This window comes from Bacillus sp. DX3.1 (assembly GCF_030292155.1).
In the GTDB taxonomy this organism is placed as follows: Bacteria; Bacillota; Bacilli; order Bacillales; family Bacillaceae_G; genus Bacillus_A.
On sequence record NZ_CP128153.1, the window covers coordinates 3,532,554 to 3,557,811 of the forward strand.

General features: G+C 38.3%; 23 protein-coding genes. All 23 read right to left on the bottom strand.

Annotated features, from left to right (window positions below):
• Positions 1–86: 86 nt before the first annotated feature.
• The 23 genes from ribF to xerC all read right to left on the bottom strand — a co-directional run bounded on the left by ribF (position 87) and on the right by xerC (position 25,212).
• Positions 87–1,055 (bottom strand): bifunctional riboflavin kinase/FAD synthetase, encoded by a 969-nt coding sequence (ribF, locus tag QRE67_RS17555; RefSeq protein ID WP_286121512.1) that lies wholly within the window; start codon positions 1,053–1,055, stop codon positions 87–89.
• A 42-nt stretch (positions 1,056–1,097) separates the two neighbouring features.
• Positions 1,098–2,021 (bottom strand): tRNA pseudouridine(55) synthase TruB, encoded by a 924-nt coding sequence (gene truB / locus QRE67_RS17560; RefSeq protein WP_286121513.1) that lies wholly within the window; start codon positions 2,019–2,021, stop codon positions 1,098–1,100.
• A 234-nt stretch (positions 2,022–2,255) separates the two neighbouring features.
• Positions 2,256–2,612 (bottom strand): 30S ribosome-binding factor RbfA, encoded by a 357-nt coding sequence (gene rbfA, locus QRE67_RS17565; RefSeq protein WP_018764703.1) that lies wholly within the window; start codon positions 2,610–2,612, stop codon positions 2,256–2,258.
• Between the two features lie 15 nt (positions 2,613–2,627).
• Complete coding sequence (locus QRE67_RS17570; protein WP_251227822.1) at positions 2,628–2,909, bottom strand: DUF503 domain-containing protein; 282 nt, start codon at positions 2,907–2,909, stop codon at positions 2,628–2,630.
• Positions 2,906–4,975: a translation initiation factor IF-2 gene (gene infB / locus QRE67_RS17575; RefSeq protein WP_286121514.1), complete on the bottom strand. Its 2,070-nt coding sequence runs from the start codon at positions 4,973–4,975 to the stop codon at positions 2,906–2,908. The genes QRE67_RS17570 and infB overlap by 4 nt, the downstream gene beginning before the upstream one ends.
• Before the next feature lie 4 nt (positions 4,976–4,979).
• The gene (locus tag QRE67_RS17580) at positions 4,980–5,291 is read right to left on the bottom strand and encodes a YlxQ family RNA-binding protein (RefSeq protein ID WP_286121515.1); all 312 of its coding nucleotides are present in this window, start codon (positions 5,289–5,291) and stop codon (positions 4,980–4,982) included.
• On the bottom strand, positions 5,292–5,564 hold the full coding sequence (gene rnpM, locus QRE67_RS17585; RefSeq protein WP_286121516.1) for an RNase P modulator RnpM: 273 nt from the start codon (positions 5,562–5,564) through the stop codon (positions 5,292–5,294).
• A gap of 11 nt (positions 5,565–5,575) precedes the next feature.
• The gene (gene nusA, locus QRE67_RS17590; RefSeq protein ID WP_286121517.1) at positions 5,576–6,676 is read right to left on the bottom strand and encodes a transcription termination factor NusA; all 1,101 of its coding nucleotides are present in this window, start codon (positions 6,674–6,676) and stop codon (positions 5,576–5,578) included.
• 17 nt (positions 6,677–6,693) lie between these two features.
• The gene (gene rimP / locus QRE67_RS17595; RefSeq protein ID WP_286121518.1) at positions 6,694–7,164 is read right to left on the bottom strand and encodes a ribosome maturation factor RimP; all 471 of its coding nucleotides are present in this window, start codon (positions 7,162–7,164) and stop codon (positions 6,694–6,696) included.
• Positions 7,165–7,502: 338 nt separating this feature from the next.
• Positions 7,503–11,804 (bottom strand): PolC-type DNA polymerase III, encoded by a 4,302-nt coding sequence (locus QRE67_RS17600; RefSeq protein WP_286121519.1) that lies wholly within the window; start codon positions 11,802–11,804, stop codon positions 7,503–7,505.
• Positions 11,805–11,929: 125 nt separating this feature from the next.
• The gene (locus tag QRE67_RS17605; RefSeq protein WP_286121520.1) at positions 11,930–13,630 is read right to left on the bottom strand and encodes a proline--tRNA ligase; all 1,701 of its coding nucleotides are present in this window, start codon (positions 13,628–13,630) and stop codon (positions 11,930–11,932) included.
• A gap of 166 nt (positions 13,631–13,796) precedes the next feature.
• Positions 13,797–15,053: an RIP metalloprotease RseP gene (gene rseP, locus QRE67_RS17610; RefSeq protein WP_286121521.1), complete on the bottom strand. Its 1,257-nt coding sequence runs from the start codon at positions 15,051–15,053 to the stop codon at positions 13,797–13,799.
• A 17-nt stretch (positions 15,054–15,070) separates the two neighbouring features.
• Positions 15,071–16,213 (bottom strand): 1-deoxy-D-xylulose-5-phosphate reductoisomerase, encoded by a 1,143-nt coding sequence (gene dxr / locus QRE67_RS17615; protein ID WP_286121522.1) that lies wholly within the window; start codon positions 16,211–16,213, stop codon positions 15,071–15,073.
• 20 nt (positions 16,214–16,233) lie between these two features.
• Positions 16,234–17,025 carry a phosphatidate cytidylyltransferase gene (locus QRE67_RS17620; protein WP_286121523.1) on the bottom strand — a complete coding sequence of 264 codons (792 nt, stop codon included), beginning with the start codon at positions 17,023–17,025 and terminating at the stop codon, positions 16,234–16,236.
• Between the two features lie 17 nt (positions 17,026–17,042).
• On the bottom strand, positions 17,043–17,819 hold the full coding sequence (uppS, locus tag QRE67_RS17625; protein ID WP_286121524.1) for an undecaprenyl pyrophosphate synthase: 777 nt from the start codon (positions 17,817–17,819) through the stop codon (positions 17,043–17,045).
• Between the two features lie 85 nt (positions 17,820–17,904).
• Positions 17,905–18,462 (bottom strand): ribosome recycling factor, encoded by a 558-nt coding sequence (frr, locus tag QRE67_RS17630; protein WP_286121525.1) that lies wholly within the window; start codon positions 18,460–18,462, stop codon positions 17,905–17,907.
• Between the two features lie 2 nt (positions 18,463–18,464).
• Entirely contained in the window at positions 18,465–19,187 is a 723-nt protein-coding gene (pyrH, locus tag QRE67_RS17635; RefSeq protein WP_286121526.1) for a UMP kinase, read from the bottom strand.
• A gap of 66 nt (positions 19,188–19,253) precedes the next feature.
• Positions 19,254–20,144, bottom strand: a complete 891-nt coding sequence (gene tsf / locus QRE67_RS17640; protein ID WP_286121527.1) for a translation elongation factor Ts — start codon at positions 20,142–20,144, stop codon at positions 19,254–19,256.
• An 80-nt stretch (positions 20,145–20,224) separates the two neighbouring features.
• Positions 20,225–20,926, bottom strand: a complete 702-nt coding sequence (gene rpsB / locus QRE67_RS17645) for a 30S ribosomal protein S2 (RefSeq protein ID WP_286121528.1) — start codon at positions 20,924–20,926, stop codon at positions 20,225–20,227.
• A 531-nt stretch (positions 20,927–21,457) separates the two neighbouring features.
• Positions 21,458–22,237 carry a GTP-sensing pleiotropic transcriptional regulator CodY gene (codY, locus tag QRE67_RS17650; RefSeq protein ID WP_286121529.1) on the bottom strand — a complete coding sequence of 260 codons (780 nt, stop codon included), beginning with the start codon at positions 22,235–22,237 and terminating at the stop codon, positions 21,458–21,460.
• A gap of 76 nt (positions 22,238–22,313) precedes the next feature.
• Positions 22,314–23,705: an ATP-dependent protease ATPase subunit HslU gene (hslU, locus tag QRE67_RS17655; protein ID WP_286121530.1), complete on the bottom strand. Its 1,392-nt coding sequence runs from the start codon at positions 23,703–23,705 to the stop codon at positions 22,314–22,316.
• A 21-nt stretch (positions 23,706–23,726) separates the two neighbouring features.
• Complete coding sequence (gene hslV / locus QRE67_RS17660) at positions 23,727–24,269, bottom strand: ATP-dependent protease subunit HslV (protein ID WP_286121531.1); 543 nt, start codon at positions 24,267–24,269, stop codon at positions 23,727–23,729.
• Positions 24,270–24,312: 43 nt separating this feature from the next.
• Positions 24,313–25,212, bottom strand: coding sequence for a tyrosine recombinase XerC (gene xerC / locus QRE67_RS17665; protein ID WP_286121532.1), 900 nt, complete (start codon positions 25,210–25,212; stop codon positions 24,313–24,315).
• Positions 25,213–25,258: the final 46 nt, after the last annotated feature.

Here is a 25,258-nt window from a genome sequence, read left to right on the forward strand (position 1 = left end):
TAATTATTAAACCCCCAATTACCTAGCAAGCGTCGGTGAGTCGCAATGCCAAGCAATGGTTGTCATAAAGTACATAACATAGAATACTACTTTTCATTTGAAAAAGCAAGTATATTCTTCGCAGTGCTAAAATATTCTTGCGCCGTCTGTTTATCTTTCGCGATTTGCGCAACTAACTCATCGATACCATTAAACTTTTTCTCTTCCCGAATACGCACACGCCACTCCACAACAACAGATTGGTCATATATATCTTGATGGAAATTAAATAGATGTACTTCAATAGAAAGCTGACGCTCTTCTTTAAATGTTGGCCTATAGCCGATGTTACATACGCCATCATGCCACTCATCATTTACTTTCATTCTCACCGCATATACACCAACAGGTGGCAGAAGATATTCATCCTTTAAAGCAACATTTGCTGTTGGAAAACCAATTTGACGTCCGCGTTTATCTCCGTGAACGACAGTTCCTTCCACAGTATAGGCCCTACCTAAAATAGACGGAATTTTGTCCATTTCCCCATTACGAATCAACTTTCGTAATGATGTGGAACTTACTTTTTCTTCTTGAAATTCTACTTTTTCAATCACGGTCTGTGCAAACTCCCCTCTTGCATGAAATGGCAAAGTTTCCATCGTCCCTTTTCCTAAACGTCCATACGAATAATCAAAGCCAGCTACAATATGTTTTGCATTCAACCCAATAATATATTCATCTACAAATTGTTGTGGCAACAAATTAGCAAATGATTCATCAAATTTCACAACGTATAACGTGTCAATTCCTAAACTCGCAATTACTTTTTCTTTTATGCTCATTGGAGTAATGTACTCCACATGTGCTTCTTTTTTCCCTAATACAACAGATGGGTGTGGATGAAACGTCATAACAGCACTTTTACATCCTCTTTCGTCCGCCATCTTTTTTGCTGTTTGAATTACACGCTGATGTCCTAAATGAATGCCATCAAAATATCCTAATGCCATTACAGTAGGCGGTAATTCTATTTTATTTTGTGCATGGGGATGAGTTAAATGAATGAGTTTCACGCTTGAATCCACCTTTTCTGTAATAATTCTTCTAATAATTCATTATAGCTGTAGTTCTTGATTATTCACAAGTACTTTCATTGGCTTTAACATTCCAGGGTGCTTTGGATGGTGTTCATAAATTGCTAAGCAACGTTCATTTGTATCAAATACTGTAATAAATGGCGCTGTCACTTGCAACTCATTCTTTAAAAACATGCCATTTTTTATTTTTTCTGCTTGCTCATCATCTACAACCATTTTTGGAAACTTACTTAATGCTTCATCAATGGAAATAAAAATAGAATCCACTGTTCCATTTTGCACCGTTTGTTCAATTTCTTCAAATGATATGCAATCTTCTAAGTTAAATTCTCCTGATGCTGTTCGCACAAGATGTGACATATGTGCCGGGAAACCAAGCTTTTCACCAACCATAACAGCTAACGTTCTCACATATGTTCCTTTACTACATGTAACGCGGAAACGGAATGAAACCGCCTTTCCTTCAAATACTTCCCGGTCATCAAGTAGCGCAAATTCATGAATTGTAATCGTACGTACTGGACGTTCTACTTCTTTTCCTGCTCTGGCATATTCATATAGTTTCTTTCCGTTTACTTTTACAGCTGAGTACATCGGCGGCACTTGTTCAATTGTCCCCGTTAATTCTGCTAATACGGATTCCACCTCTTGGCGTGTAATAATACGATTTACATCTTGTTTTTCCACAACTTCACCTGAAGCATCTTCTGTCGTTGTTGAGAAACCAAGGGTAACTTCACCTTCATACGTTTTTGTTTCACTTGTTAAAAATTGCGCAATCTTTGTAGCACGCCCTACACAAATTGGTAATACACCTGTCACATCTGGGTCTAATGTACCTGTATGACCTATACGTTTCTCTCTTAATATCTTTCTTAACTTAAATACACAATCATGTGACGTCATGCCTTTTGGTTTATGTAGTAATAATACACCTTCCATATGTTCACCTCATCGTTATACTTTTGTATAGGATGTTCAAAAAGTCCGGTAAAGATAGCTATTGCATTTCTTCGTTACGTCGCCAGTCCGGTACTCATGTAGGTCTATCTACACTCCGCACTTTCCTGGCTTCCGCGCCTCAAACTGCTCGGCTCTCTTTATCCCCTTTTTGAACAAGCACTTGAATGCAAAATTACTTCCCATTGAAAAAATGGATAGACAATTGTCTATCCATTATTCTTCGCGTTTACCGTCTTTATTAATTTCATGTAAAAGCGTGTCAATTCTATGTCCATAAGCGATAGACTCATCAAATTCAAAGGTAATTTCAGGTGTTTTACGAAGACGAATACGCTGCCCAATTTCAGCACGAATAAATCCTTTTGCCTTCGCTAAGCCTTTTAATGTATTTTCTTTCTGTTGTTCGTCTCCTAAAACAGAAATATATACTTTGGCAATCTGTAAATCCCCACTTACTTGCACATCTGTTACCGTCACAAAACCGATACGTGGATCTTTAATTTTGCGACTAATAATTTCGCCTAGTTCTTTTTTCATTTGCTCGCCCACGCGATTTGCACGTAGCTTCATAACTAATCACCTCATTCAATACCATTCCAATTGCGTTATCGTACGTTCAATCTCAGGAAATGAGTCAACATACGCAAGTACACGATTCATTTCTTTTTCGCAGACAACACGATTTGAGGATACGGAAACAATTGCAATTTCTGTACGTTGCCATACATCCTGGTGTCCAACTTCTGAAACAGATACATTGTACCTTTGTTTCACACGAGTTAAAACACGCTGTAAAATTGCTCGTTTCTCTTTTAAAGAATGCACATCATAAATCATACACTCAAATGAGAGTGAAGCGATAATCATCGCTTCACTTCTTCCATAATGTACGCCTCAATGATGTCCCCTTCTTTAAGATCATTATATCTTTCAATTGTAATACCACACTCATAGTTTTGTGCAACTTCTTTTACGTCATCTTTGAAACGTTTTAACGTATCAAGTTGTCCTTCGAAAATAACTACGCCATCACGAATGATACGTACGCCGCTATCACGTGTGATTTTACCATCAGTTACGTAACAGCCCGCAATTGTTCCAACTTTAGTAACTTTGAATGTTTGACGAACTTCTGCTTGACCGATTACTTTTTCTTCGAATTCAGGATCCAGCATACCTTGCATTGCTGCTTCAATCTCTTCGATTACTTTGTAAATAATGCGGTGTAAGCGAATATCAACATTTTCTAATTCAGCTGTACGTTTCGCATTTACATCAGGACGTACGTTAAATCCAATCACGATTGCATTTGATGCAGAAGCTAAAATAATATCAGATTCTGTAATTGCACCTACGCCTGTGTGAATGATTTTTATTTTTACGCCTTCAACATCGATTTTGCGAAGTGATGCTGCCATTGCTTCTACAGAACCTTGTACGTCTGCTTTCACAATTAAGTTAATTTCTTTCATTTCGCCTTCTTGAATTTGTTGGAATAAATCTTCAAGGCTTAATTTAGATTTTTCACCACGTTGTGCAACCAATGCTTGTTGTGCACGTGACTCACCGATTTGGCGTGCTTTCTTCTCGTCAGCAAATGCCATAAAGCGATCGCCTGCTTGTGGTACTTCGTTTAAACCTGTAATTTCAACAGGAGTAGACGGACCAGCAACTTTCACACGACGACCAATATCATTTACCATCGCACGAACACGACCGAATGATGTACCAACAACAATTGGATCTCCTACTCGAAGTGTACCGTTTTGCACAAGTAATGTTGCGATTGTTCCTTTACCTTTATCAAGCTGTGCTTCGATTACAGTACCAGCCGCATAGCGATTTGGATTTGCCTTATATTCTTCAACTTCACTTACAAGAAGAATCATTTCTAACAAGTTGTCAATTCCTTCGCCTTGAATTGCAGAAATTGGTACGAAAATTGTATCTCCACCCCAAGCTTCTGGCACTAATTCGTACTCTGTTAACTCTTGCATTACGCGGTCTGGATTTGCTGATGGTTTATCCATCTTATTCACAGCAACGATAATTGGTACTCCAGCTGCTTTCGCATGGTTAATCGCTTCAACTGTTTGCGGCATAACACCGTCATCAGCTGCAACAACAAGAATTGTAATATCTGTTACTTGTGCACCGCGTGCACGCATTGTTGTAAACGCTGCGTGACCTGGTGTATCTAAGAACGTAATTTTCTTGTCACTTACTTCAACTTGGTATGCACCGATATGCTGTGTAATTCCACCAGCTTCACCAGCAGTTACTTTTGAATTACGAATAGAATCAAGTAGTGTTGTTTTACCATGGTCAACGTGTCCCATAATTGTAACAACCGCTGGACGTTCTTTTAAGTTTTCTTCATTGTCTTGCTCGTCCATGAAAGTTTCAAATTCTGTTTCACTAACAATCACTTCTTCTTCTACTTCAATACCGTAATCACTAGCAATTAGCTCAATTGTATCTTTATCTAAATCTTGGTTAATTGTCGCCATAATACCTAGCATAAAGAGCTTTTTAATAAGTTCAGATGGCTCTTTTCCTAGTTTTTTTGCAAGTTCACTTACTGTAAGAGAGCCAGAGAAAGTAACTTTATCCGGTGTCTCTACTGTTTGTGTTGGTTGTCTTCCAGCAAAGTTTTCTTGACGTTTGTCTTCATTTCCTTTGCCTTTTTTCTTCTTCTTATTATTGCTGTTCTTTTTGCTGCGAACAACTTTTTCTTCTACTTCAAACTCATCTGCAACAGAAGGTTTTTCTGTTCCATTATTATATTGATTATCTAAATTATTTACTACTTCATCGTCTAACATTGTCATATGATTGGAGACCTCAATATTCATTTCTTTTAGTTTTGTAATAATATCTTTACTTGAGACATTGTGTTTCTTCGCATATTCATATACTCGAATTTTACTCATACCTTCACCCCCGGTAAGTTGTATCGAGCATGCTACGCAGCTTTTTCGCAAAGCCCTCATCTAACACGGCTACAACGACTCGCTCATCTCTCCCAATCGCATGCCCTAATTGTTGTCGGTTTTCGACTTTTCTCATTGGTACGTTGTAGTACGTTGTCTTGTCAGTGATACGTTTTGTTGTATTCGCTGACGCATCTTCGGAAAGCAATACGAGCTTTGCTTTGCCACCTCGTACTTCTTTTAAAACAAGTTCTTCACCCGAAATAATTTTCCGAGCACGGTTTGCTAGTCCTAAAAACGATTTCCAATCGGACACTTACTTCGACTCCTTCTCAACAAGCTCAAGAAGCTCTTCATAAAGAGAATTGTCGACCTTCGCTTTTAGATGATGTTCCAAAACGTTTTTCTTTTGCGCTTGTAATATGCACTCTTTATCTTTTGACAAATATGCACCGCGTCCTGATTTCTTTCCACTTAAATCAATTGACACTTCGCCCTCTTTGGAACGAACAATGCGAACGAGCTCGCGCTTTGACTTCATTTCTTGCGTTGCAATGCACTTTCGTAACGGAACTTTTCGATTGCTCACAATCATCACCTCTATTCGATTTCGTCTTCAACTGAATCGAATGCGATTATGTTGTCTTCTTCTGTTACAATGCCTAGTTGCTTCGCATCAGACTCGCTTTTAATATCAATTTTCCAGCCCGTTAATTTCGCTGCAAGTCTTGCGTTTTGTCCACGCTTACCGATTGCTAATGAAAGTTGGTGATCTGGAACAACTACAGTCGTTGCTTTTTCCTCTTCGTTCACAAGTACTTTTACAACTTGCGATGGACTTAAAGCATTTGCTACATATTCAACTGGATCATTTGACCAGCGAACAATATCAATTTTTTCACCTTTTAGTTCATCTACAATACGTTGTACACGTTGTCCTTTTGGACCTACGCAAGAACCTACTGGATCAACATCGATATTCTCTGCATATACAGAAATTTTAGAACGATCGCCTGCTTCACGTGCTACAGAACGAATTTCTACTGTTCCATCATAAATTTCTGGTACTTCAATTTCAAATAAACGTTTTAAAAGACCTGGGTGCGTACGTGATACGTAAATTTGTGGGCCTTTTGTCGTTTTTTCTACTTTTGTAATAAAGACACGGATGCGGTCATGCGGCTTATATTGTTCGTTTGGCATTTGCTCACTTACAGGTAATAGTGCTTCTACTTTCCCTAAGCTTACATAAATAAAACGAGCATCTTGACGCTGCACAATACCAACCATGATGTCTTCTTCACGGTCGCTAAATTCTGAATAAATAACGCCGCGTTCCGCTTCACGTACACGTTGTGTTACAACTTGTTTTGCAGTTTGTGCTGCAATACGTCCGAAATCTTTTGGCGTTACTTCAATTTCTAATATGTCGCCATCTTGATAGTTCGGATTAATATGTCTTGCCTCTTCTACAGAGATTTCAAGACGTGGGTCAAACACACTGTCTACAACATCTTTACGTGCTAAAACTTGAATTGTTCCCACTTCAGGGTTAAAGCTAACACGCACGTTTTGTGCTTGGTTAAAATTGCGTTTATAAGCAGAGATTAAAGCTGCTTCAATCGCATCAATAATAATATCTTTGCTAATACCTTTTTCTGATTCTAATACGAGCAAAGCATCTAACAACTCCGTGCTCATGAAGATCCCCCTTCTAACTAAAACGTAACAGCAAGTCGCGCTTTCGCAACTTTTTCCATCGGAATTTGGATTTCCTTTTTACGTGTTTTAATTGTTAATAATAGTGTAATTGTTGTACCATCATAGGACAGTAGCTTTCCTTCAAACATTTTTTCACCATCAATTGGCTCATATGTTTTAATTGCCACTTGTCTTCCTACCGCTTGCTGGAAGTCTTTTTCTTTCTTCAATGGGCGCTCTGCTCCAGGAGACGATACATCCAAAAAGTAAAGGTGAGGAATTGGATCCTCTTTATCTAAAGCTTCGCTTAAACGTTCGCTTACCGCACCACATTCTTCAATATCTATTCCTGTCTCAGAATCGATGAATATGCGTAGAAACCAGTCTTTTCCTTCTTTCACATATTCTACATCTACAAGTTCAAGATTTAATTCTTCAACAATCGGCTGTGCAAGTGCTTCAACAACTTCTGTGACTTTCTTATCCATAAACAGCCTCCTTTCTGCCGCCATGTACCATTCGAAAGAAAACATTCCGCTACATTTGTTAGATCGCGGTCTATCTTATTCTTTCTCGTTAGCTAACAAAAGCCCCTGCCGTTAAGCAGGGAATATCTGTCTTAGTATTACCAAATTTAAGAAGTAAAACTTGTAACAAATTATGTATATACGACAGAAATCTCTCACCTAATAGGTATAGAAACATAGATAGTAACACGAAAGAGTGGGTTTCCCCACTCTTTTTTTTGCAAAATATACATGACATGGTTATCTCGCTTCATAGTATAACATAGCAAATACCGTTTTGCAAAGAATTTTCCTGCCTACTAGAACAGCGATAACTGGTTTTGATCTGGCAGATCACCTAAACAACCTTGACTATCTAAATACTCTATGACTGTTTTAGAAATTTTACTCCGTTGCTGTAAATCCTCTTTTGATAAGAACTCACCATTTTGACGCGCTGCTACAATATTTAATGCAGCGTTTGTGCCAAGACCAGGTATAGCATTAAATGGCGGGATCAATGTATCCCCATCAATAATAAAGTCAGTTGCACTCGAACGATATAAATCAACCTTTTGGAATGAATAACCGCGTTCACACATTTCAAGTGTCATTTCTAACACTGTTAGTAAACTTTTCTCTTTTGGTGCAGCATCTAACCCTTTTTGCGCAATTTCATCAATTCTCGCGCGGATTGATGCTGAACCTTTTACCATCGCATCTAAATCAAAGTCATCTGCACGAACTGTGAAATATGCCGCATAAAACAAGAGTGCGAAATGTACTTTGAAGTAGGCAATACGTACAGCCATTAGTACATAAGCGGCCGCATGTGCCTTAGGGAACATGTATTTAATCTTTTTACATGAATCGATATACCAACCAGGTACATTGTTCGTACGCATGTCCGCTTCCCATTCTTCAGGTACACCTTTACCTTTACGCACTGATTCCATGATTTTAAACGCTAATGATGGATCTAATCCTTGATAGATTAAATACACCATAATATCATCACGACAACCGATAACTTCGCTCAGCGTACATGTACCGTTATAGATGAGTTCATTTGCATTACCAAGCCATACGTCCGTACCATGAGATAGTCCAGAAATTTGGACGAGCTCTGAGAATGTCGTTGGTTTTGTTTCCTCTAACATTTGTCGTACGAATTTTGTACCAAACTCCGGTATACCGAGTGTACCCGTTTTACAATTAATTTGTTCTTCTGTAACCCCTAGAGACTCCGGTCCTGAGAAGATTTTCATCACTTCGGGGTCATCTGTTGGTATTGTTTTCGGATCAACTCCACTCAAATCTTGGAGCATACGAATGACGGTCGGATCATCGTGGCCAAGTATATCAAGTTTTAACAAATTATCATGGATCGAGTGGAAGTCAAAGTGTGTCGTTCTCCACTCCGCTCCTACTGAATCTGCTGGGAATTGAATTGGTGAAAAATCAAATATGTCCATGTAATCAGGTACAACGATAATACCACCTGGATGCTGCCCTGTTGTACGTTTTACCCCGGTACAACCAGCGACAAGCCGATCAACCTCAGCATTTCGAATTGTTAAGTTATGATCTGATGCATAACCTTTGACATAACCATAGGCCGTTTTCTCCGCAACTGTACCAATTGTTCCAGCACGGTATACATAATCCTCACCAAACAGTACTTTCGTATAGTTATGGGCACGTGGTTGATATTCCCCAGAGAAATTCAAATCTATATCCGGTACCTTATCTCCTTTAAATCCAAGGAACGTTTCGAACGGAATATCATGGCCATCTTTTACATATGGCACATGACAAGTTGGACAATCTTTATCCGGTAAATCAAAACCAGAACCTACAGATCCATCATTAAAGAACTCAGAATGCTTACATTTTGGACAAACATAATGCGGTGGCAATGGATTTACTTCCGTAATTTCCATCATCGTTGCAACGAATGATGAACCTACAGATCCACGTGAACCAACAAGATAGCCATCTACAAGTGATTTTTTCACGAGTTTATGTGAAATTAAATAAATAACGGCAAAACCATGTCCAATAATACTTTTTAATTCTTTTTCCAAACGTGCTTCTACAATTTCTGGTAATTCATCACCATAGATACTGCGTGCCATTTTATAACTCATATCCCGTGTTTCATCATCTGCACCTTCAATTTTCGGTGTATATAGATCATCTTTTACCGGATGAACTTCTCCAATCATCGATGCAACCTTGTTCGTGTTTGTAACAACAATTTCTTTTGCTTTCTCTTCCCCTAAAAAGGAGAAGCACTCTAACATTTCATCTGTTGTTCGGAAATACACGGGCGGCAGAGAATGACGATTTAATGGGTTTGCCCCGCCTTGCGAACTCACTAAGATTTTACGGTACATAGCATCTTCCGGATCAAGATAATGTACATTCCCAGTTGCAACTACGGGTTTATTTAACGTTTCACCTAATTTTACTAGGTTAGAGATGATCGTTTTTAGCTGTCCCTCATCTCGAACAAACTCGAGCTCCACTAAATGTCGTAACACGACTGGAGGCATAACCTCAATGTAATCATAAAACTGTGCAATTTCCTCTACTTCTTCCGGCGCTTTTTGCATCATCGCTTCAAACACTTCGCCCTTATCACAAGCTGTACCAACTATTATGCCTTCGCGATATTTCTTTAATAAGGAACGAGGAATACGAGGCACACGATAAAAGTAGTTTAAATGTGCATACGAAACAAGCTTATATAAATTTTTCAATCCAACATCTGATGTTGCAAGTAGCGTTGCGTGACTTGGACGACCACGTTTATACGCATCACCTTGTCCCATACTGTCATTCAATTGATCGTGATATTCAAACCCTTTTTCAATGACATCTTTTAGCATTTTAACAAGTAAATAACCTGTTGCTTCTGTATCATAAATCGCACGGTGATGCTGCGTTAATTCAATATCAAGCTTTTTACACATCGTATTCAAACGATGATTCTTCATATCTGGAAATAGAAAACGAGCTAACTCCAATGTATCAATAACCGGATTTTTCGGCTTTTCTAATCCACTCTTCTTAAAGCCAACATTTAAAAAGCCCATATCAAAGCTTGCATTATGGGCAACAAGTGTATGATCACCCATCCACTGCTCAAACTTTTTAAATACTTCTCCTACTTCTGGTGCATCAGTTAACATATCATCCGTTATACCCGTTAACTCAATAATTGTTGCAGATAGCGGTTGATGCGGGTTTGCAAACGATTCAAATCGATCAATAATTTCGCCGTCTTTAATTTTTACAGCAGCTAATTCGATGACCGTATCATACACAGCCGATAACCCAGTCGTTTCTACGTCAAAGACGACGTATGTTTCATCTGCCAATAAACGATGTTCCTCATTATAAGCAATCGGTACACCATCATTTACAAGATTAGCTTCTACACCATAAATCACTTTTATTCCTGCTTTTTTTCCGGCTGAATATGCTTCTGGGAAGGACTGTGCAACTGCATGATCTGTAATTGCTATCGCTTCATGTCCCCATTTCCCTGCTTGAGCAACAAGTCTAGATACTGAAGTGACTGCATCCATTTGACTCATCGGTGTATGCAAGTGGAGCTCTACCCGTTTTTCTCCTTCAGGTGCTTTATCTTTACGAGACGGGCCTGTAATTTCATTAATATCGTTGGCAATCATGACTAAGTCACGGACAAACGTATCGTTTTGTACCGACCCACGTGCTTTCACCCACATACCTTTTTTCAATGATTGTAGGAGCGGAATATCTTCTTTATCACGCGAAAACATTTTAATCATGATTGAATCGGTATAATCTGTTATTTTTAACGTTAATAACGTACGGCCGCTTCGAAGTTCTTTCGTTTCCACATGAAAGACATAACCTTGTACAGTTTTTCGTCTTTCTTCATCTTGAATTTCGCGAAGTGGTGTAATCTCCTCATCGGGCTTAATGAGATATCCAAGTACAATTGGCCCTTCATGTACTGTGTCACTCTCTTCCGCTTGTCGTTTTGCCATTTCTTCCATGGCTTGTATGACACGCTGACGATCTTCTTGCTGTGTTTGTTCACGAAACTTTTGAACTTCCTCATCATTTTGTTTTACATTTGTTTCAAGCTGAAAGCGTGGGAACCCAAATGTTTCATATTGATCTCCAATCGGTTTCGCAAGATTTTTCTTCAATGTTGTAGCCTCTAAATCATTATTTACATTTAACGACAGCTTGACCCCATTCACATGTGGAAGCTGCTTTTTTAAATATGCAAACATAGGAGAAAATGTAATTCTATTTGTACAAAGTGGCCAATATGCTTGTACCTCTTCCTCCGTAAATTGTTTATTCTCTGATTCTAATGCAAAAGTTGTTTTTGCAATATGTGAAAATGACTGCCTGAGTTGCGTTTCTAACAATTCATATAGATCTGTTGGCAAAATGCGTGGCACTTGTAAATCAAAATGCCAACTTTTATTTACTTTATCAACAACCAATCTTTGAATACCACCGCCTTGCAAATATTGACTTACAAGGTTTTCCGGCATTTGCAACTGCTGCAATAAAATTTGAAACCGTTCTTGTTGTTCATTCGTTAACGACATAAGCAACCTCCTTCCATTCGCTATTATAAATTGAAACTTTCAGCAAGGAAAGATTTCTTCCTTCTAATTAATAATTTTTCACTTCACATAGCAAGAGAAGGTACCTCATAATGAGGTACCTCGTCTTATTTTAAAATATTTGCAATGTATGTGTGAAGTTCTTCAACTTTTACTTCAGCAGATTCATTTGTAGCACGTACTTTTACTTCAACGATACCTTCATCGGCTTTTTTACCAACCGTTACTCGAACTGGAAGACCGAATAGATCAGCATCAGCAAATTTTACACCTGCACGCTCTGCACGATCATCTAATAATACTTCATAACCTTGCTCTTGTAATGAACTGTAGATGTTTTCGCCTACTTCACGTTGTGCATCAGATTTCATATTTACTGGAATCACATGCACATGGTACGGTGCAACAGCTACTGGCCAAATCAAACCATTTTCATCATTAAATTGTTCAGCAATCGCTGCTACTGTACGAGATACCCCAATACCGTAGCATCCCATGATAAGTGGCTTAGCTTTTCCGTTTTCATCTAAGAACGTTGCATTCATCGCTTCACTATAACGTGTACCTAGTTTAAATACATGTCCAACTTCAATGCCACGTGCAAAGCGGATTACTCCATTTCCATCCGGAGATTGATCTCCTTCTTGGATGAAACGTAAATCTGTATATTGACTTACTTTAAAGTCACGCTCTGGATTTACATTTACATAATGGAAACCTTCTTCATTTGCACCACAGCAACCATTTACAATTGCTTGTACAGCATGGTCAGCAATTACTTCTACATCTCCTGCTACACCAATCGGTCCTAAAGAACCAATTTCACATTGTAACAGCTCTTTTACATCCTCATGAGAAGCAAGTTCCACAACTGAAGCACCGTATACGTTCTTCACTTTTACATCATTTACTTCATGATCTCCGCGAACAAGTACAACGACAAATTTCTCATCTACTTTAAAAACCATAGATTTAATGCAATTTGAAGCTTCAATATTTAAGAATGCAGATACTTCTTCAATTGCTTTTTGATCTGGCGTTACTACTTTTTCAAGTTCCTTTTCCGCCTCATCACGTTTTTCATAGGAAGTGACAACAGGTGCCATTTCAATATTTGCAGCATAATCAGATGTATCAGAATACGCAATTGTATCTTCTCCAACATCGGATAATACCATAAATTCGTGTGTATCCTTTCCGCCCATTGCTCCAGAATCAGCAATAACTGCACGGAAATTTAAACCACAACGAGCAAAAATATTCGAATACGCTTGATAAAGACGATTATATACTTCATCTAAACTTTCTTGCGTCGCATGGAAAGAATATGCATCCTTCATTAAAAACTCTCTTCCGCGTAGCAAGCCAAAACGAGGTCGCTGCTCATCACGGAATTTTGTTTGAATTTGATATAGTGTTAAAGGTAATTTTTTATAGGACTTAATTTCGTCACGTACAAGATCAGTAATTACCTCTTCATGTGTTGCTCCTAAAGCAAACTCACGATCATTACGATCTTTCATACGCATTAATTCGGAACCGTAAGAATACCAGCGGCCCGACTCTTGCCATAATTCAGCCGCTTGAAGAGCTGGCATTAATAGTTCCACTGCTCCCGCTCGTTCCATTTCTTCTCGAACAATACGTTCTACTTTATGCAATACTTTCAAGCCAAGTGGGAGAAAGCTATAAATACCTGAAGCATTTTGACGCATAAATCCTGCACGGAGTAATAACTGATGACTTTTAATCTCAGCATCAGCTGGCACTTCACGTAGTGTAGGACTAAATACCATACTTTGTTTCATCTATTAGCACCTCTTTATTCCGCTCTAAGGGGCAGCCCCCTCCTCACCTTAAGATTCAGAGAAATCAAAGAAGTAAGGTGGGAGATAACTGCCCCAAAGAGTCCGATTGTTGAAAGCTTTCTATCAGTGGAAGATGAAGAAAACTCTCTTTGATAGAAGTTTCACTTTATAAGAAAAACTTCCGAATATCATTCCATGTAACAACTAACATAAGTAGCATTAATAAAGCAAAACCAATAAAATGGACCATTCCTTCTTTTTGGCGATCAATCGGTTTCCCGCGCAAGGCTTCAATTAAGAAGAAGAAAAGGCGTCCTCCGTCAAGAGCTGGAACTGGCAATAAGTTAAATAAACCAAGGTTTATACTTAAAACAGCCGCTAAGCTAAGAACACGAATCGGCCCATACTCTACCACCTGATCTGTTAAATTATAAATACCTACTGGACCAGATAAATCATCAATTGAAAAATGTCCTGTTACCAATTGAATAAGGGAAACAAAAATCATTTTTGTCCATGTATATGTTTGTTCAAATCCAGATTTAATAGAACCAAAAATAGATTTCTCTACTGGAGAGTATACACCAATTCTACCAACTTCCTCCTTGCCCTCTTTATCAGCAGAAGGCGTTACTTTTACAGTAAATGGCTTATCGTCACGTTGTACTTTCATCGTAATTTCTTTATTTGCGTTTTCACGCACGATTGTTACAACATCTTGCCAAGTGTTTGTATCTTTACCATTAATCATTTGAATCGTATCATCTTGCTTTAATCCTGCCTGCTCTGCAACACTATCTTTCATTACTTTCCCAATCATCGGCTTATCTATAGGAATCCCTTGTACCAATCCAATGATGACAAAGATAACAAATGCCAGTATAAAGTTCATAGCAGGTCCTGCAAAAATTGTTAACGCTCGCTGTCCTAACGTTTTAGAACCAAACTGTCTTTTAAACGGAGCGATTTGTATTTCTTCCCCCGCTGAAACAATACGTGCTTTTTCATTCACACGAAATGTTTGTAAATCTTCCTCATACTCTTCGTAACCAGAAATGGTGAGATTATGTTCTAAATCAGCTTGTTCCACTTCAATCACACGAACATTTGGATACTTTTCACGTTGGTCTAAAACTAATTTTATAACCTCTTCGTTCTCATTTAAAACAAGTCCAACTTTTTTCCCTGGTTTTAATTCCACCGTTTCCGCATCTTCACCAGCCATTCTAACATAGCCTCCAAGTGGAAGTAGTCGAACTGTATAAACTGTTTCATTCTTTTCAAACGAAAATATTTTTGGTCCAAAACCAATTGCAAACTCACGACATAAAATGCCTGCTCTTTTTGCAAAATATAGATGCCCTAGCTCATGGAAAAATACGAGTGCACCGAAAATTAATATAAAGGCAATCGCTGTATTCAATTCCATAACCACCTTTGCTAAATTTGTTCCATCACAAACCGTCTTGTGGCCGCATCGATTTCCTGAATTTCCTCTAAGCTCGGACGTGCAATGACATTGTGATGGTGCATTGCTTTTTCAATAAGGTCTTCTATTTTTAGGAAACCGATTTTCTTTTGTAAAAAAGCTTCTACAGCAGCTTCATTTGCCGCATTCATCACAGTTGGCATACTTCCTCCTGTTTTCCCTGCTTCATATGCAAAACGGAGACAACGGAAACGCTCTTGATTCATTTGCTCGAAGTGTAATGTTCCTATTTCCCATAGGTTTAACTGTTTTGTATTCTGAAGTGGTAAACGATCTGGATATGTAAGTGCATATTGAATTGGTACACGCATATCAGGTGAACCAAGTTGTGCCATTACACTGCGATCTTTAAATTCAACCATAGAATGGATGATGCTCTCTTTATGTAAAACAACATCGATTTGCTCATAAGAAATACCGAAAAGCCAATGTGCTTCGATAACTTCCAATCCCTTATTCATCATTGTAGCAGAATCAATTGTAATTTTCGAACCCATTGACCAGTTTGGATGACAAAGTGCATCTTCTACTGTCACATGATGCAATTCATCTCTCGTCTTATCACGAAAGCTTCCACCGGATGCTGTCACAATTAGGCGAGAGATACGCTTTTCATTTTCTCCATTCAAGCATTGAAAAATAGCCGAATGCTCGCTATCTACAGGAAGTAAGGACACGTTATATTTTTGCGCAGCTTCCATTACTAAATGTCCAGCTGTTACTAACGTTTCTTTGTTCGCAATTGCAATTGTCTTTTTCGCTTCAATCGCACGCAATGTCGGCAATAGTCCTACGCTTCCTACAACAGCATTTACAACAACCTCTGCCTCTGAATGAAGGGCTACTTCTAAAAGACCTTCTTCACCGTATACGACTTTCGTATTTCCAGAAACAGATTGCAACCGTACAACATCTTCCTCTCTTTGCACTGACACGAGATGAGGAGAAAATTCTTGAATGACTTGTATTGCATGGTCAATATTTTTCCCTACAGAAAAAGCAACGAGACGGAATTGGTCTGGGTGCGAGCGCAATACGTCCAATGTTTGCGTTCCAACCGATCCACTTGCACCTAATAAACTAATGTTTTTCATTACTCCAACCCCTCGTTCGTTTATGAAATGAAATGTAAGAAATGTAAAATAGGTAATACGAACAACCAGCTATCTGTTCGATCTAATATTCCGCCATGTCCAGGTAAGATTGTACCTGAATCTTTCACACCATAATGACGCTTAAATGCGGACTGTACTAAATCACCAATTTGTCCAAAAATTGAAATGGCTATCGTAACAACAATTAACATTCCAATGTTCCCATGAACTTGGAAAAACATGTTGTATACAAAAGCAACTACAATTCCACAAATAATACCGCCCAATGAGCCCTCTATCGTTTTATTCGGACTAATCTCTGGCCACAATTTTCTTTTTCCAATTGCTTTTCCAATGAAATATGCACCTGAATCAGTTGCCCAAATGACAAATAATGCATAAAACACATAATGAATCCCAGCGATTCTTGTTTCATTCAAATATAAGAATCCCATTGCAACATAAGTCGTTGCCATAAGCAAAAATGAAGCATTGTCAAAAGTAAATGTATTCTTCGAAAGGACAGTATATGATAAAAGTAACAAAACAATCACAAATGTGATTTCTAATTTATCTAATCCAATCCAACCAAACATTCCCAGTGCATTACTTGGAACTAAAATAATCCACAATAATAATGCAGCTAAAACTGTCGGCACCGAAATAAGTGTAAGCTTGTTCATACGAATTAATTCATATAGCCCAATTGAAGCAAGTGCATACACTAAAACTGTAAAAGGCACGCCACCGTAAAATACGATGGGAATGAATAGTGCGGCAGCAATCACTCCAGTAATAATTCTCTGTTTCACTACCAAACCCTCTCTTTCTACACGCCCCCGAATCTGCGTCCTCTATGTTGAAAGTCTGTAATTGCATTTAGTAAATGTTCTTCCGTAAAATCTGGCCAATATACATCCGTAAACCAAAGTTCTGAATATGCAATTTGCCATAGCATGAAATTGCTAATACGAAGTTCTCCACTCGTACGAATAAGCAGGTCTGGATCAGGTAATGTTCTCGTCATTAAGTAAGAAGAAATCATTTCTTCATTTACTTCTGTCGAACGAATTTTCCCTTCTTCGTTATCCTTCATCATATTTTGCACAGCAGAAACAATTTCATCACGACTTCCATAGTTTAACGCAAAATTGAGAATTAATCCTGTATTCTCTTTTGTATCTTCCATGGCTTTTTCCATTGCTCTGCGCGTATGCGTAGGAAGACGATCTTTTTGCCCAATTACTCGAACTTGTACATTTTCCTCAATCAACTCTGGTAAAAATGCACCTAGAAATTCTTCTGGAAGCTTCATTAAATAATCGACTTCTATTTTCGGTCTTTTCCAGTTCTCGGTAGAAAAAGCATAAAGAGTCAGTACTTTCACATCAAGTTTACTAGCAAACTTTGTAATTTTTTTTACAACTTGCATCCCTTCATGATGTCCTGCAATGCGAGGCATCGCTCTTCTTTTTGCCCATCTTCCATTACCATCCATAATAATAGCAATATGCTCTGGGATATGCCCCTTTTTTGCTTCTTCAATGAGATGATCAAACGATGTGACCTTTTTGCCCTTAAAAAAAGGAAGCTTTTTAAACATCATTCATACCCTCCAACAAGCAGACGTATGCCTAAAAGTGTAAAAAGACCCCCTTAAGAAGAGGGTCATATTTGCGAAGGAATCGCTATTACACTTCCATGATTTCTTTTTCTTTGTTTTTCGCGATTTCGTCAACTTTTGCAATATATTTATCTGTTTCTTTTTGGATATCTTCTGCATATCCTCTTAAGTCATCTTCTGTGATATCGCCAGATTTTTCAAGTTTTTTAAGATCATCATTTGCATCACGGCGTACGTTACGAACTGCTACTTTTGCTTCTTCAGCATATTTTTTAACAGTTTTCACAAGATCACGGCGGCGCTCTTCTGTTAATGCAGGGAACGCAATACGAATTACTGTTCCATCATTAGAAGGATTTAGACCTAAATCTGCTTTTAAAATCGCTTTTTCAATATCACCAAGAGAAGATTTATCATACGGTTGAATTACAAGTAAGCGTGCTTCCGGTACTGTAATGTTTGCTAATTGTACAACCGGAGTTGGCGCACCGTAGTAATCAACTTGTACTTTATCTAATACAGCTGCGCTTGCACGACCAGCACGAACTGTTGAAAGCTCACGTGAGTATGCTGAAACTGCTTTTTCCATTTTTTCATTTGTTGCTTTTAATACTTGTTGTCCCATTTTTATTTCCCCCTTACAATTGTTCCGATATTTTCGCCAAGAACGGCACGTTTAATATTTCCTTTTTCCATAACAGAGAATACAATCAATGGAATGTCATTGTCCATACATAAAGAAGAAGCAGTAGAGTCCATTACACCTAAACCTTCTTTTAATACATCTAAATATGTAAGTGACTCATATTTTGTTGCTGTTGGATCCACACTTGGATCTGCACTATAAACACCATCTACATTATTTTTCGCCATTAAAATAACATCAGCTTCGATTTCCGCTGCACGTAATGCCGCAGTCGTATCTGTAGAGAAGTAAGGGTTACCTGTACCCGCTGCAAAGATAACAACACGCTTCTTCTCTAAGTGACGAATTGCTTTACGACGAATGTAAGGCTCTGCCACTTGACGCATCTCAATAGAAGTTTGAACACGTGTTTGAATGCCGATATTCTCCAAGCTATCTTGAAGAGCTAACGAATTCATAACTGTCGCTAACATGCCCATGTAATCTGCTCCTGCACGATCCATGCCCATTTCGCTTCCAATTTTCCCGCGCCAAATGTTTCCGCCGCCAACAACAACTGCAACTTCAACATCTAATTCAGCGATTTCTTTTACTTGCTCTGCAACTGATTTAATAACAGATGGGTTAATGCCAAACCCTTTTTCACCAGCTAAAGCTTCACCGCTCAGCTTTAAAACGACACGATTATATTTCGGTTGACTCATAATGAACCTCCAATTGCTTACATCTTTATTTTAAAAAAGGGAACACAATGTGTTCCCTAGTCTTTATTAGTTGTTACCTTTTACTTGGTTCATTACTTCTTCAGCAAAGTTGTCTTCACGCTTCTCAATACCTTCACCAACAGCGTAGCGAACAAATCCGCGTACTGTGCCACCTTTAGACTCTACGAATTGACGAACTTTCAAGTCAGGGTTTTTAACGAAAGCTTGATCAAGTAAGCAAATCTCTTCGAAGAATTTACCTAGGCGACCTTCAACCATTTTTGCAACGATTTTTTCAGGCTTGCCTTCATTTAACGCTTGTTGCGTTAATACTTGACGCTCATGCTCAACCTCTTCAGCTGTTACAGCATCACGGTCAATGTATTTAGGGTTAACAGCTGCAACGTGCATTGATACGTCTTTTGCTGCATCTTCTTCTGTAGTTCCTTCAAGAACTGTTAGTGCACCAATGCGGCCACCCATGTGTAGATAAGCACCAAATGCATCAGCATCAGTTTTTGATACGATTTCGAAACGACGAAGTGTAAGTTTTTCACCAATTTTAGCGATTGCTTCGTTGATGTGAGCTTCTACTGTTTTGCCTTCGCTTCCGATTGTTTGAGCCATAGCTTCTTCAATAGTTGCAGGCTTGTTAGCTAATAAGTGAGCAGCTAATTCTTTTGTTAATGCTTGGAAACCTTCGTTTTTAGCAACAAAGTCAGTTTCAGAGTTAAGCTCTAAAATAACTGCTTCATTTCCATTTACTTCGATATAAGTTAAACCTTCAGCAGCAATGCGGTCTGCTTTGTTCGCAGCTTTCGCAATACCTTTTTCACGTAAGAAGTCAATTGCTTTCTCCATGTCGCCGTTAGTTTCTGTTAAAGCTTTTTTGCAGTCCATCATACCTGCGCCAGTTTTTTCGCGAAGTTCTTTTACCATTTGTGCAGTAATTGCCATACTTTTCATCCTCCTAAAATATGTATATACCTTAAAAAAGGTGATAAAAGGCCGAACCCCTTATCACCTTTCCAAATTTGTTACGCAGTAACAGTTTCTTCACCTTGTTTTGCTTCAAGGATCGCGTCTGCCATTTTAGATGTAAGAAGTTTTACAGCACGAATCGCATCATCGTTTGCTGGAATTACGTGATCGATTTCGTCTGGATCACAGTTCGTATCAACGATACCGATGATTGGAATGTGTAATTTGCGTGCTTCAGCAACTGCAATACGCTCTTTACGAGGGTCTACTACGAATAATGCACTTGGAAGACCTTTCATATCTTTAATACCGCCTAAGAATTTTTCAAGACGTTCTAACTCTTTTTTAAGTTGAACAACTTCTTTCTTAGGAAGTACTTCGAAAGTACCATCTTCTTGCATTCTTTCGATATCTTTAAGACGCTTGATACGTTTTTGGATTGTTTGGAAGTTTGTTAACGTTCCACCTAACCAACGTTGGTTAACGAAGTACATACCAGCACGAGTTGCTTCTTCTTTAATAGCTTCTTGTGCTTGCTTTTTTGTACCAACGAATAAAATGTTACCGCCTTCTGAAGCGATGTTTCTCATTACGTTGAAAGCTTCTTCAACTTTTTTCACAGTTTTTTGTAAGTCGATGATGTAGATACCGTTACGCTCTGTGAAAATGTAACGTTTCATTTTTGGGTTCCAACGACGAGTTTGATGTCCGAAATGAACACCTGCTTCAAGCAATTGTTTCATAGAAATTACTGCCATGATTTTGTTCCTCCTAAATGGTTTCTGATATCCTCCGTTCACTTCATCTTTAAGTGAAACTACAAGCGTAGCACCAACACTTAAATCAGTAAACGTGTGTACTTTGTACTGACACCACTGATTACTATATCATAATGAAATATCACAATCAAGTTGAAAATACGAACATTGTAAAACTTTCTTTTTTTATTATGATTTTACACGTCCATTTCAAAGGTTCATTTTCAGTATTACCACTCTTTTTCTACTTTAAGCGCCCCTACTATTATAAAGTGAAACTTTGATCAGTAAGGCTTTTCTTCATCCCCCACTGATCATTTACCCTCACCAACCGGGCTTTTACGGGCGGCTTATCTCCCACCTAACTTCTTTGCTTCTTGCAGAACTTTGAGGTGGGGGTATTACCGCTCGCAAATAGCGGGATAAAGTGGGCCTTCTTTTAGCAGAGGAATTTATTACTTATTAGGAGACGATGAGTCTCTTATAGAATAAAAAAAGCTCTCCTCATACGAAGAGAGCTTTCCCTAACAATTAGTTAGTTTTTAATTTCGCAAGTTCTTGTAAAAACTTGTCGTTTAATACTTTAATGTACGTTCCTTTCATACCTAAAGAACGCGATTCAATTACGCCCGCACTTTCTAATTTACGAAGTGCGTTTACGATTACAGAACGAGTAATACCTACACGATCAGCAATTTTACTTGCAACAAGTAAACCTTCTGTTCCGTTTAACTCTTCGAAGATGTGCTCGATTGCTTCTAACTCACTGTATGATAATGAGCTGATTGCCATTTGAACAACTGCTTTGCTACGAGCTTCCTCTTCGATTTCTTCTGCTTTTTCACGCAGAATTTCCATACCTACTACAGTAGAGCTATACTCAGCAAGGATTAAATCATCATCTAAAAACTCTTGACCAAGACGAGCTAACACTAATGTACCTAAGCGCTCACCACCACCAACGATTGGTACGATTGTAGTTAAGCCTTGACCAAATAATTCTTTATTTTCGACAGGAAATGCTGTGTATTGACTTTCAACACCTAAGTTTGAAGATGTTTCTGTTACGTGAAATAAGCTTTGTGTATACTCTTCTGGGAATTGACGCTCTGCAAGCATTTGTTTCATACGTTCGTTTTCGATTTGTTGATGAATTGCATATCCTAATAATTTACCGCGACGGCTTACAACAAATACGTTTGCTTCAATTACTTCACACATTGTATCTGACATTTCTCTAAAGTTTACAGGTTTTCCTGCTGCGCTTTGTAATAACGCGTTTAATTTTCTCGTTTTTGCTAATAATTCCATTTCAAAAGTTCCTCCTACATGTTACTTACATATTTTTCATCACTTGGAAACTAGGGCGAGTCACCTGATGATACTATTACAAAATAAACTGGCTCACATCTTTATTTTTAGCAATTGTCGCTAATTTTTCCTCTACATATTGAGGTGTTATCGTTATCTTTTCTAACGTAATTTCAGATGCTTCAAATGATAAATCTTCAAGAAGTTTTTCCATAATCGTATGAAGTCTTCTTGCTCCAATGTTATCCGTATCTTGATTGACTTGATAAGCAATCTCAGCAATCTTACGAATAGCTTCGTCTGAAAATTCAATTTCTATACCTTCAGTTTCTAATAATGCTATATACTGTTTCACTAAAGCGTTATCCGGTTCCACAAGTATTTTCACGAAGTCATCCACTGATAATTTCGTTAATTCAACTCGAATTGGAAATCTTCCTTGCAACTCCGGAATCAAATCAGAAGGTTTGGACATATGAAAAGCACCAGCTGCAATAAATAAAATATAATCCGTTTTTACTGAGCCATATTTCGTTGCAACGTTTGAACCTTCTACAATCGGTAAAATGTCACGTTGTACACCTTCACGCGATACGTCCACGCTATTCGACTGCTTACCAGCAATTTTGTCAATTTCATCAATAAAAATAATCCCGAGCTGTTCAGCACGATAAACAGCCTCTTGTGTAACTTCATCCATATCAATTAAGCGCTGTGCTTCCTCATTTGTCAAGAGTTTTCTTGCTTCTTTCACAGAAAGTTTGCGTTTTTTTGTTTTTTTCGGCATAAAACTCCCTAATGCATCTTGGAAATTCATACCCATTTGTTCCATACCTGTTCCTTGAAGCATATCAAACATGGAAGACTGTTGCTCCGTAACTTCAATCGATACAATTTCATCTTCAAGCAGACCAGAAGCAAGTTGTTTTTCGATATCTTGACGTTTTTTTTCAATTTCCATATCATCTTGCGTTTCAGTAGTCTGATTTGTATTTTGGTTTCCACCAAATAACATCTCTAACGGATTTTTAAATCCAGATTGTTTTTGTGGGCTTGGTACCAAAATTTCTACAAGTCGTTGATTTGCTTGTTCTTCAGCTTTATCTTTGACTTTGACCATCATCTCTTCTTTTACGATTCGAACTGACGTTTCTACAAGGTCACGCACCATAGACTCAACGTCACGGCCCACATAGCCAACTTCTGTGAATTTTGTTGCTTCAACCTTAATAAAAGGTGCTCCAACGAGCTTCGCCATTCGTCGTGCTACCTCTGTCTTTCCAACCCCTGTCGGTCCGATCATTAAAATATTCTTAGGAGCGATTTCGTCGCGCAAATTTTCGTCTAACTTACTGCGGCGATATCGATTTCTCAGTGCTACTGAAACCGCTTTTTTCGCATCTTTTTGACCAATAATATATTGATCCAACTTCTCTACAACTTGACGCGGAGTAAAATGTAAATGCATAGAAATGCCTCCCTTACGATTCTACAATTCTTCAACAATAATGTTGTTATTTGTATACACACAAATATCGCTAGCAATTTCTAAACTTGCTTTTGCAATCGCCTTTGCTGTTAAATATTCACTCGCATGTTGTTTCAAAGCACGCCCGGCTGCAAGCGCATAATGTCCACCTGAACCGATTGCTAAAATACCATCATCCGGCTCAATCACTTCTCCTGTTCCCGATACGAGAAGTAACGTTGTTTGATCCATAACAATTAACATCGCTTCTAATTGGCGTAGCATTTTATCGCCTCGCCATTGTTTCGCCATCTCAACTGCAGCACGTTGTAAATTCCCGTTATACTCTTCTAATTTCCCTTCAAACATTTCAAAAAGAGTAAATGCATCCGCAACAGACCCAGCAAAGCCAGCTAACACTTTTCCTTGAAATAGCTTTCGGACTTTACGTGCTGTATGCTTCATTACAACAGCGTTTCCAAACGTCACTTGCCCGTCACCAGCCATTGCACACTCTCCATTATGGTGAATCGCAAATATCGTTGTAGCATGGAAATTTCCCATAGAAAAAACTCCTTTATATGTTTTTATAGCTTTTAAAAGCAATTTATGCTCGTGGGTGATGCTTCATGTAAACAGAACGCAATCTTTCTTTTGAAACATGCGTATAAATTTGCGTCGTTGATAAATTTTCATGCCCTAACAACTCCTGTACAGTTCGTAAATCCGCCCCTTCATTTAGCATATGTGTAGCAAAAGTATGTCTTAACATATGTGGGCTGATTCGCATTGTAAGAGAAGCTTGCTTAATGAGTTCATTTAAAATATAACGGACACCTCGATCTGTTAACGGCGTACCCTTTGCATTTAAAAACACCATTTGAGAGTGTTCCTCTGTTTTTTTAGCTAACTTCTTTCTCCCGTTTTCTATATACGTAATTAAAGCATCTTGTGCATAACTTCCAAACGGAACGTATCTTTGCTTTTTGCCTTTCCCCGTCACTAAAATTGTCCCAACGGAATAATCAATGTCATTGAGTTGTAAACTTACACATTCACTTACACGAATCCCTGTTGCATACATAAGCTCCAGCAAAGCTTGATTTCTTTGTCCTAACGGTTCTTCTGTATCAGAAACTTCAAACAATTCTTCTAACTCTTCAACGTACAAAAACTTTGGGATTGACCATTCTTTTTTGGGGAGTGACGCAAGTGCAAACGGATTATCCTCTCGATATCCTTCACGCATCAAAAAGCGATATAAACTTCGTAAACTTGATACTTTTCTTGCGACAGATTTACGGGCTAACTGTTCATCATGCAAGGTTGTTAAGTATAAACGAACATCTATGTATGTAACGTCTAAAAAAGAGGATATGCCTTCTTGCTCCATAAATTGCACAAAATGTTCTACATCATTCTGATAACTTACAATAGTATATTTTGAATAATTTCTTTCAATTTGTAAATATCCGACGAATAATTGTAACAAATTGTTCACATCCATACATCTCACCTCAATAAAGGCTACTAAATCGTATCACAACCTAGTA

What these genes read in the sequence shown, in the direction of transcription:
- xerC (WP_286121532.1), bottom strand. Translation starts at nt 25,212, where the DNA reads ATGGATGTGAACAATTTGTTACAATTATTCGTCGGATATTTACAAATT.
- QRE67_RS17570 (WP_251227822.1), bottom strand. Translation starts at nt 2,909, where the DNA reads ATGATTATCGCTTCACTCTCATTTGAGTGTATGATTTATGATGTGCAT.
- dxr (WP_286121522.1), bottom strand. Translation starts at nt 16,213, where the DNA reads ATGAAAAACATTAGTTTATTAGGTGCAAGTGGATCGGTTGGAACGCAA.
- infB (WP_286121514.1), bottom strand. Translation starts at nt 4,975, where the DNA reads ATGAGTAAAATTCGAGTATATGAATATGCGAAGAAACACAATGTCTCA.
- rpsB (WP_286121528.1), bottom strand. Translation starts at nt 20,926, where the DNA reads ATGGCAGTAATTTCTATGAAACAATTGCTTGAAGCAGGTGTTCATTTC.
- QRE67_RS17605 (WP_286121520.1), bottom strand. Translation starts at nt 13,630, where the DNA reads ATGAAACAAAGTATGGTATTTAGTCCTACACTACGTGAAGTGCCAGCT.
- tsf (WP_286121527.1), bottom strand. Translation starts at nt 20,144, where the DNA reads ATGGCAATTACTGCACAAATGGTAAAAGAACTTCGCGAAAAAACTGGC.
- QRE67_RS17600 (WP_286121519.1), bottom strand. Translation starts at nt 11,804, where the DNA reads ATGTCGTTAACGAATGAACAACAAGAACGGTTTCAAATTTTATTGCAG.
- uppS (WP_286121524.1), bottom strand. Translation starts at nt 17,819, where the DNA reads ATGATGTTTAAAAAGCTTCCTTTTTTTAAGGGCAAAAAGGTCACATCG.
- rbfA (WP_018764703.1), bottom strand. Translation starts at nt 2,612, where the DNA reads ATGAAGCTACGTGCAAATCGCGTGGGCGAGCAAATGAAAAAAGAACTA.
- pyrH (WP_286121526.1), bottom strand. Translation starts at nt 19,187, where the DNA reads ATGAGTCAACCGAAATATAATCGTGTCGTTTTAAAGCTGAGCGGTGAA.
- hslU (WP_286121530.1), bottom strand. Translation starts at nt 23,705, where the DNA reads ATGCATTTACATTTTACTCCGCGTCAAGTTGTAGAGAAGTTGGATCAA.
- frr (WP_286121525.1), bottom strand. Translation starts at nt 18,462, where the DNA reads ATGGGACAACAAGTATTAAAAGCAACAAATGAAAAAATGGAAAAAGCA.
- truB (WP_286121513.1), bottom strand. Translation starts at nt 2,021, where the DNA reads ATGGAAGGTGTATTATTACTACATAAACCAAAAGGCATGACGTCACAT.
- nusA (WP_286121517.1), bottom strand. Translation starts at nt 6,676, where the DNA reads ATGAGCACGGAGTTGTTAGATGCTTTGCTCGTATTAGAATCAGAAAAA.
- hslV (WP_286121531.1), bottom strand. Translation starts at nt 24,269, where the DNA reads ATGGGAAATTTCCATGCTACAACGATATTTGCGATTCACCATAATGGA.
- rimP (WP_286121518.1), bottom strand. Translation starts at nt 7,164, where the DNA reads ATGGATAAGAAAGTCACAGAAGTTGTTGAAGCACTTGCACAGCCGATT.
- codY (WP_286121529.1), bottom strand. Translation starts at nt 22,237, where the DNA reads ATGGAATTATTAGCAAAAACGAGAAAATTAAACGCGTTATTACAAAGC.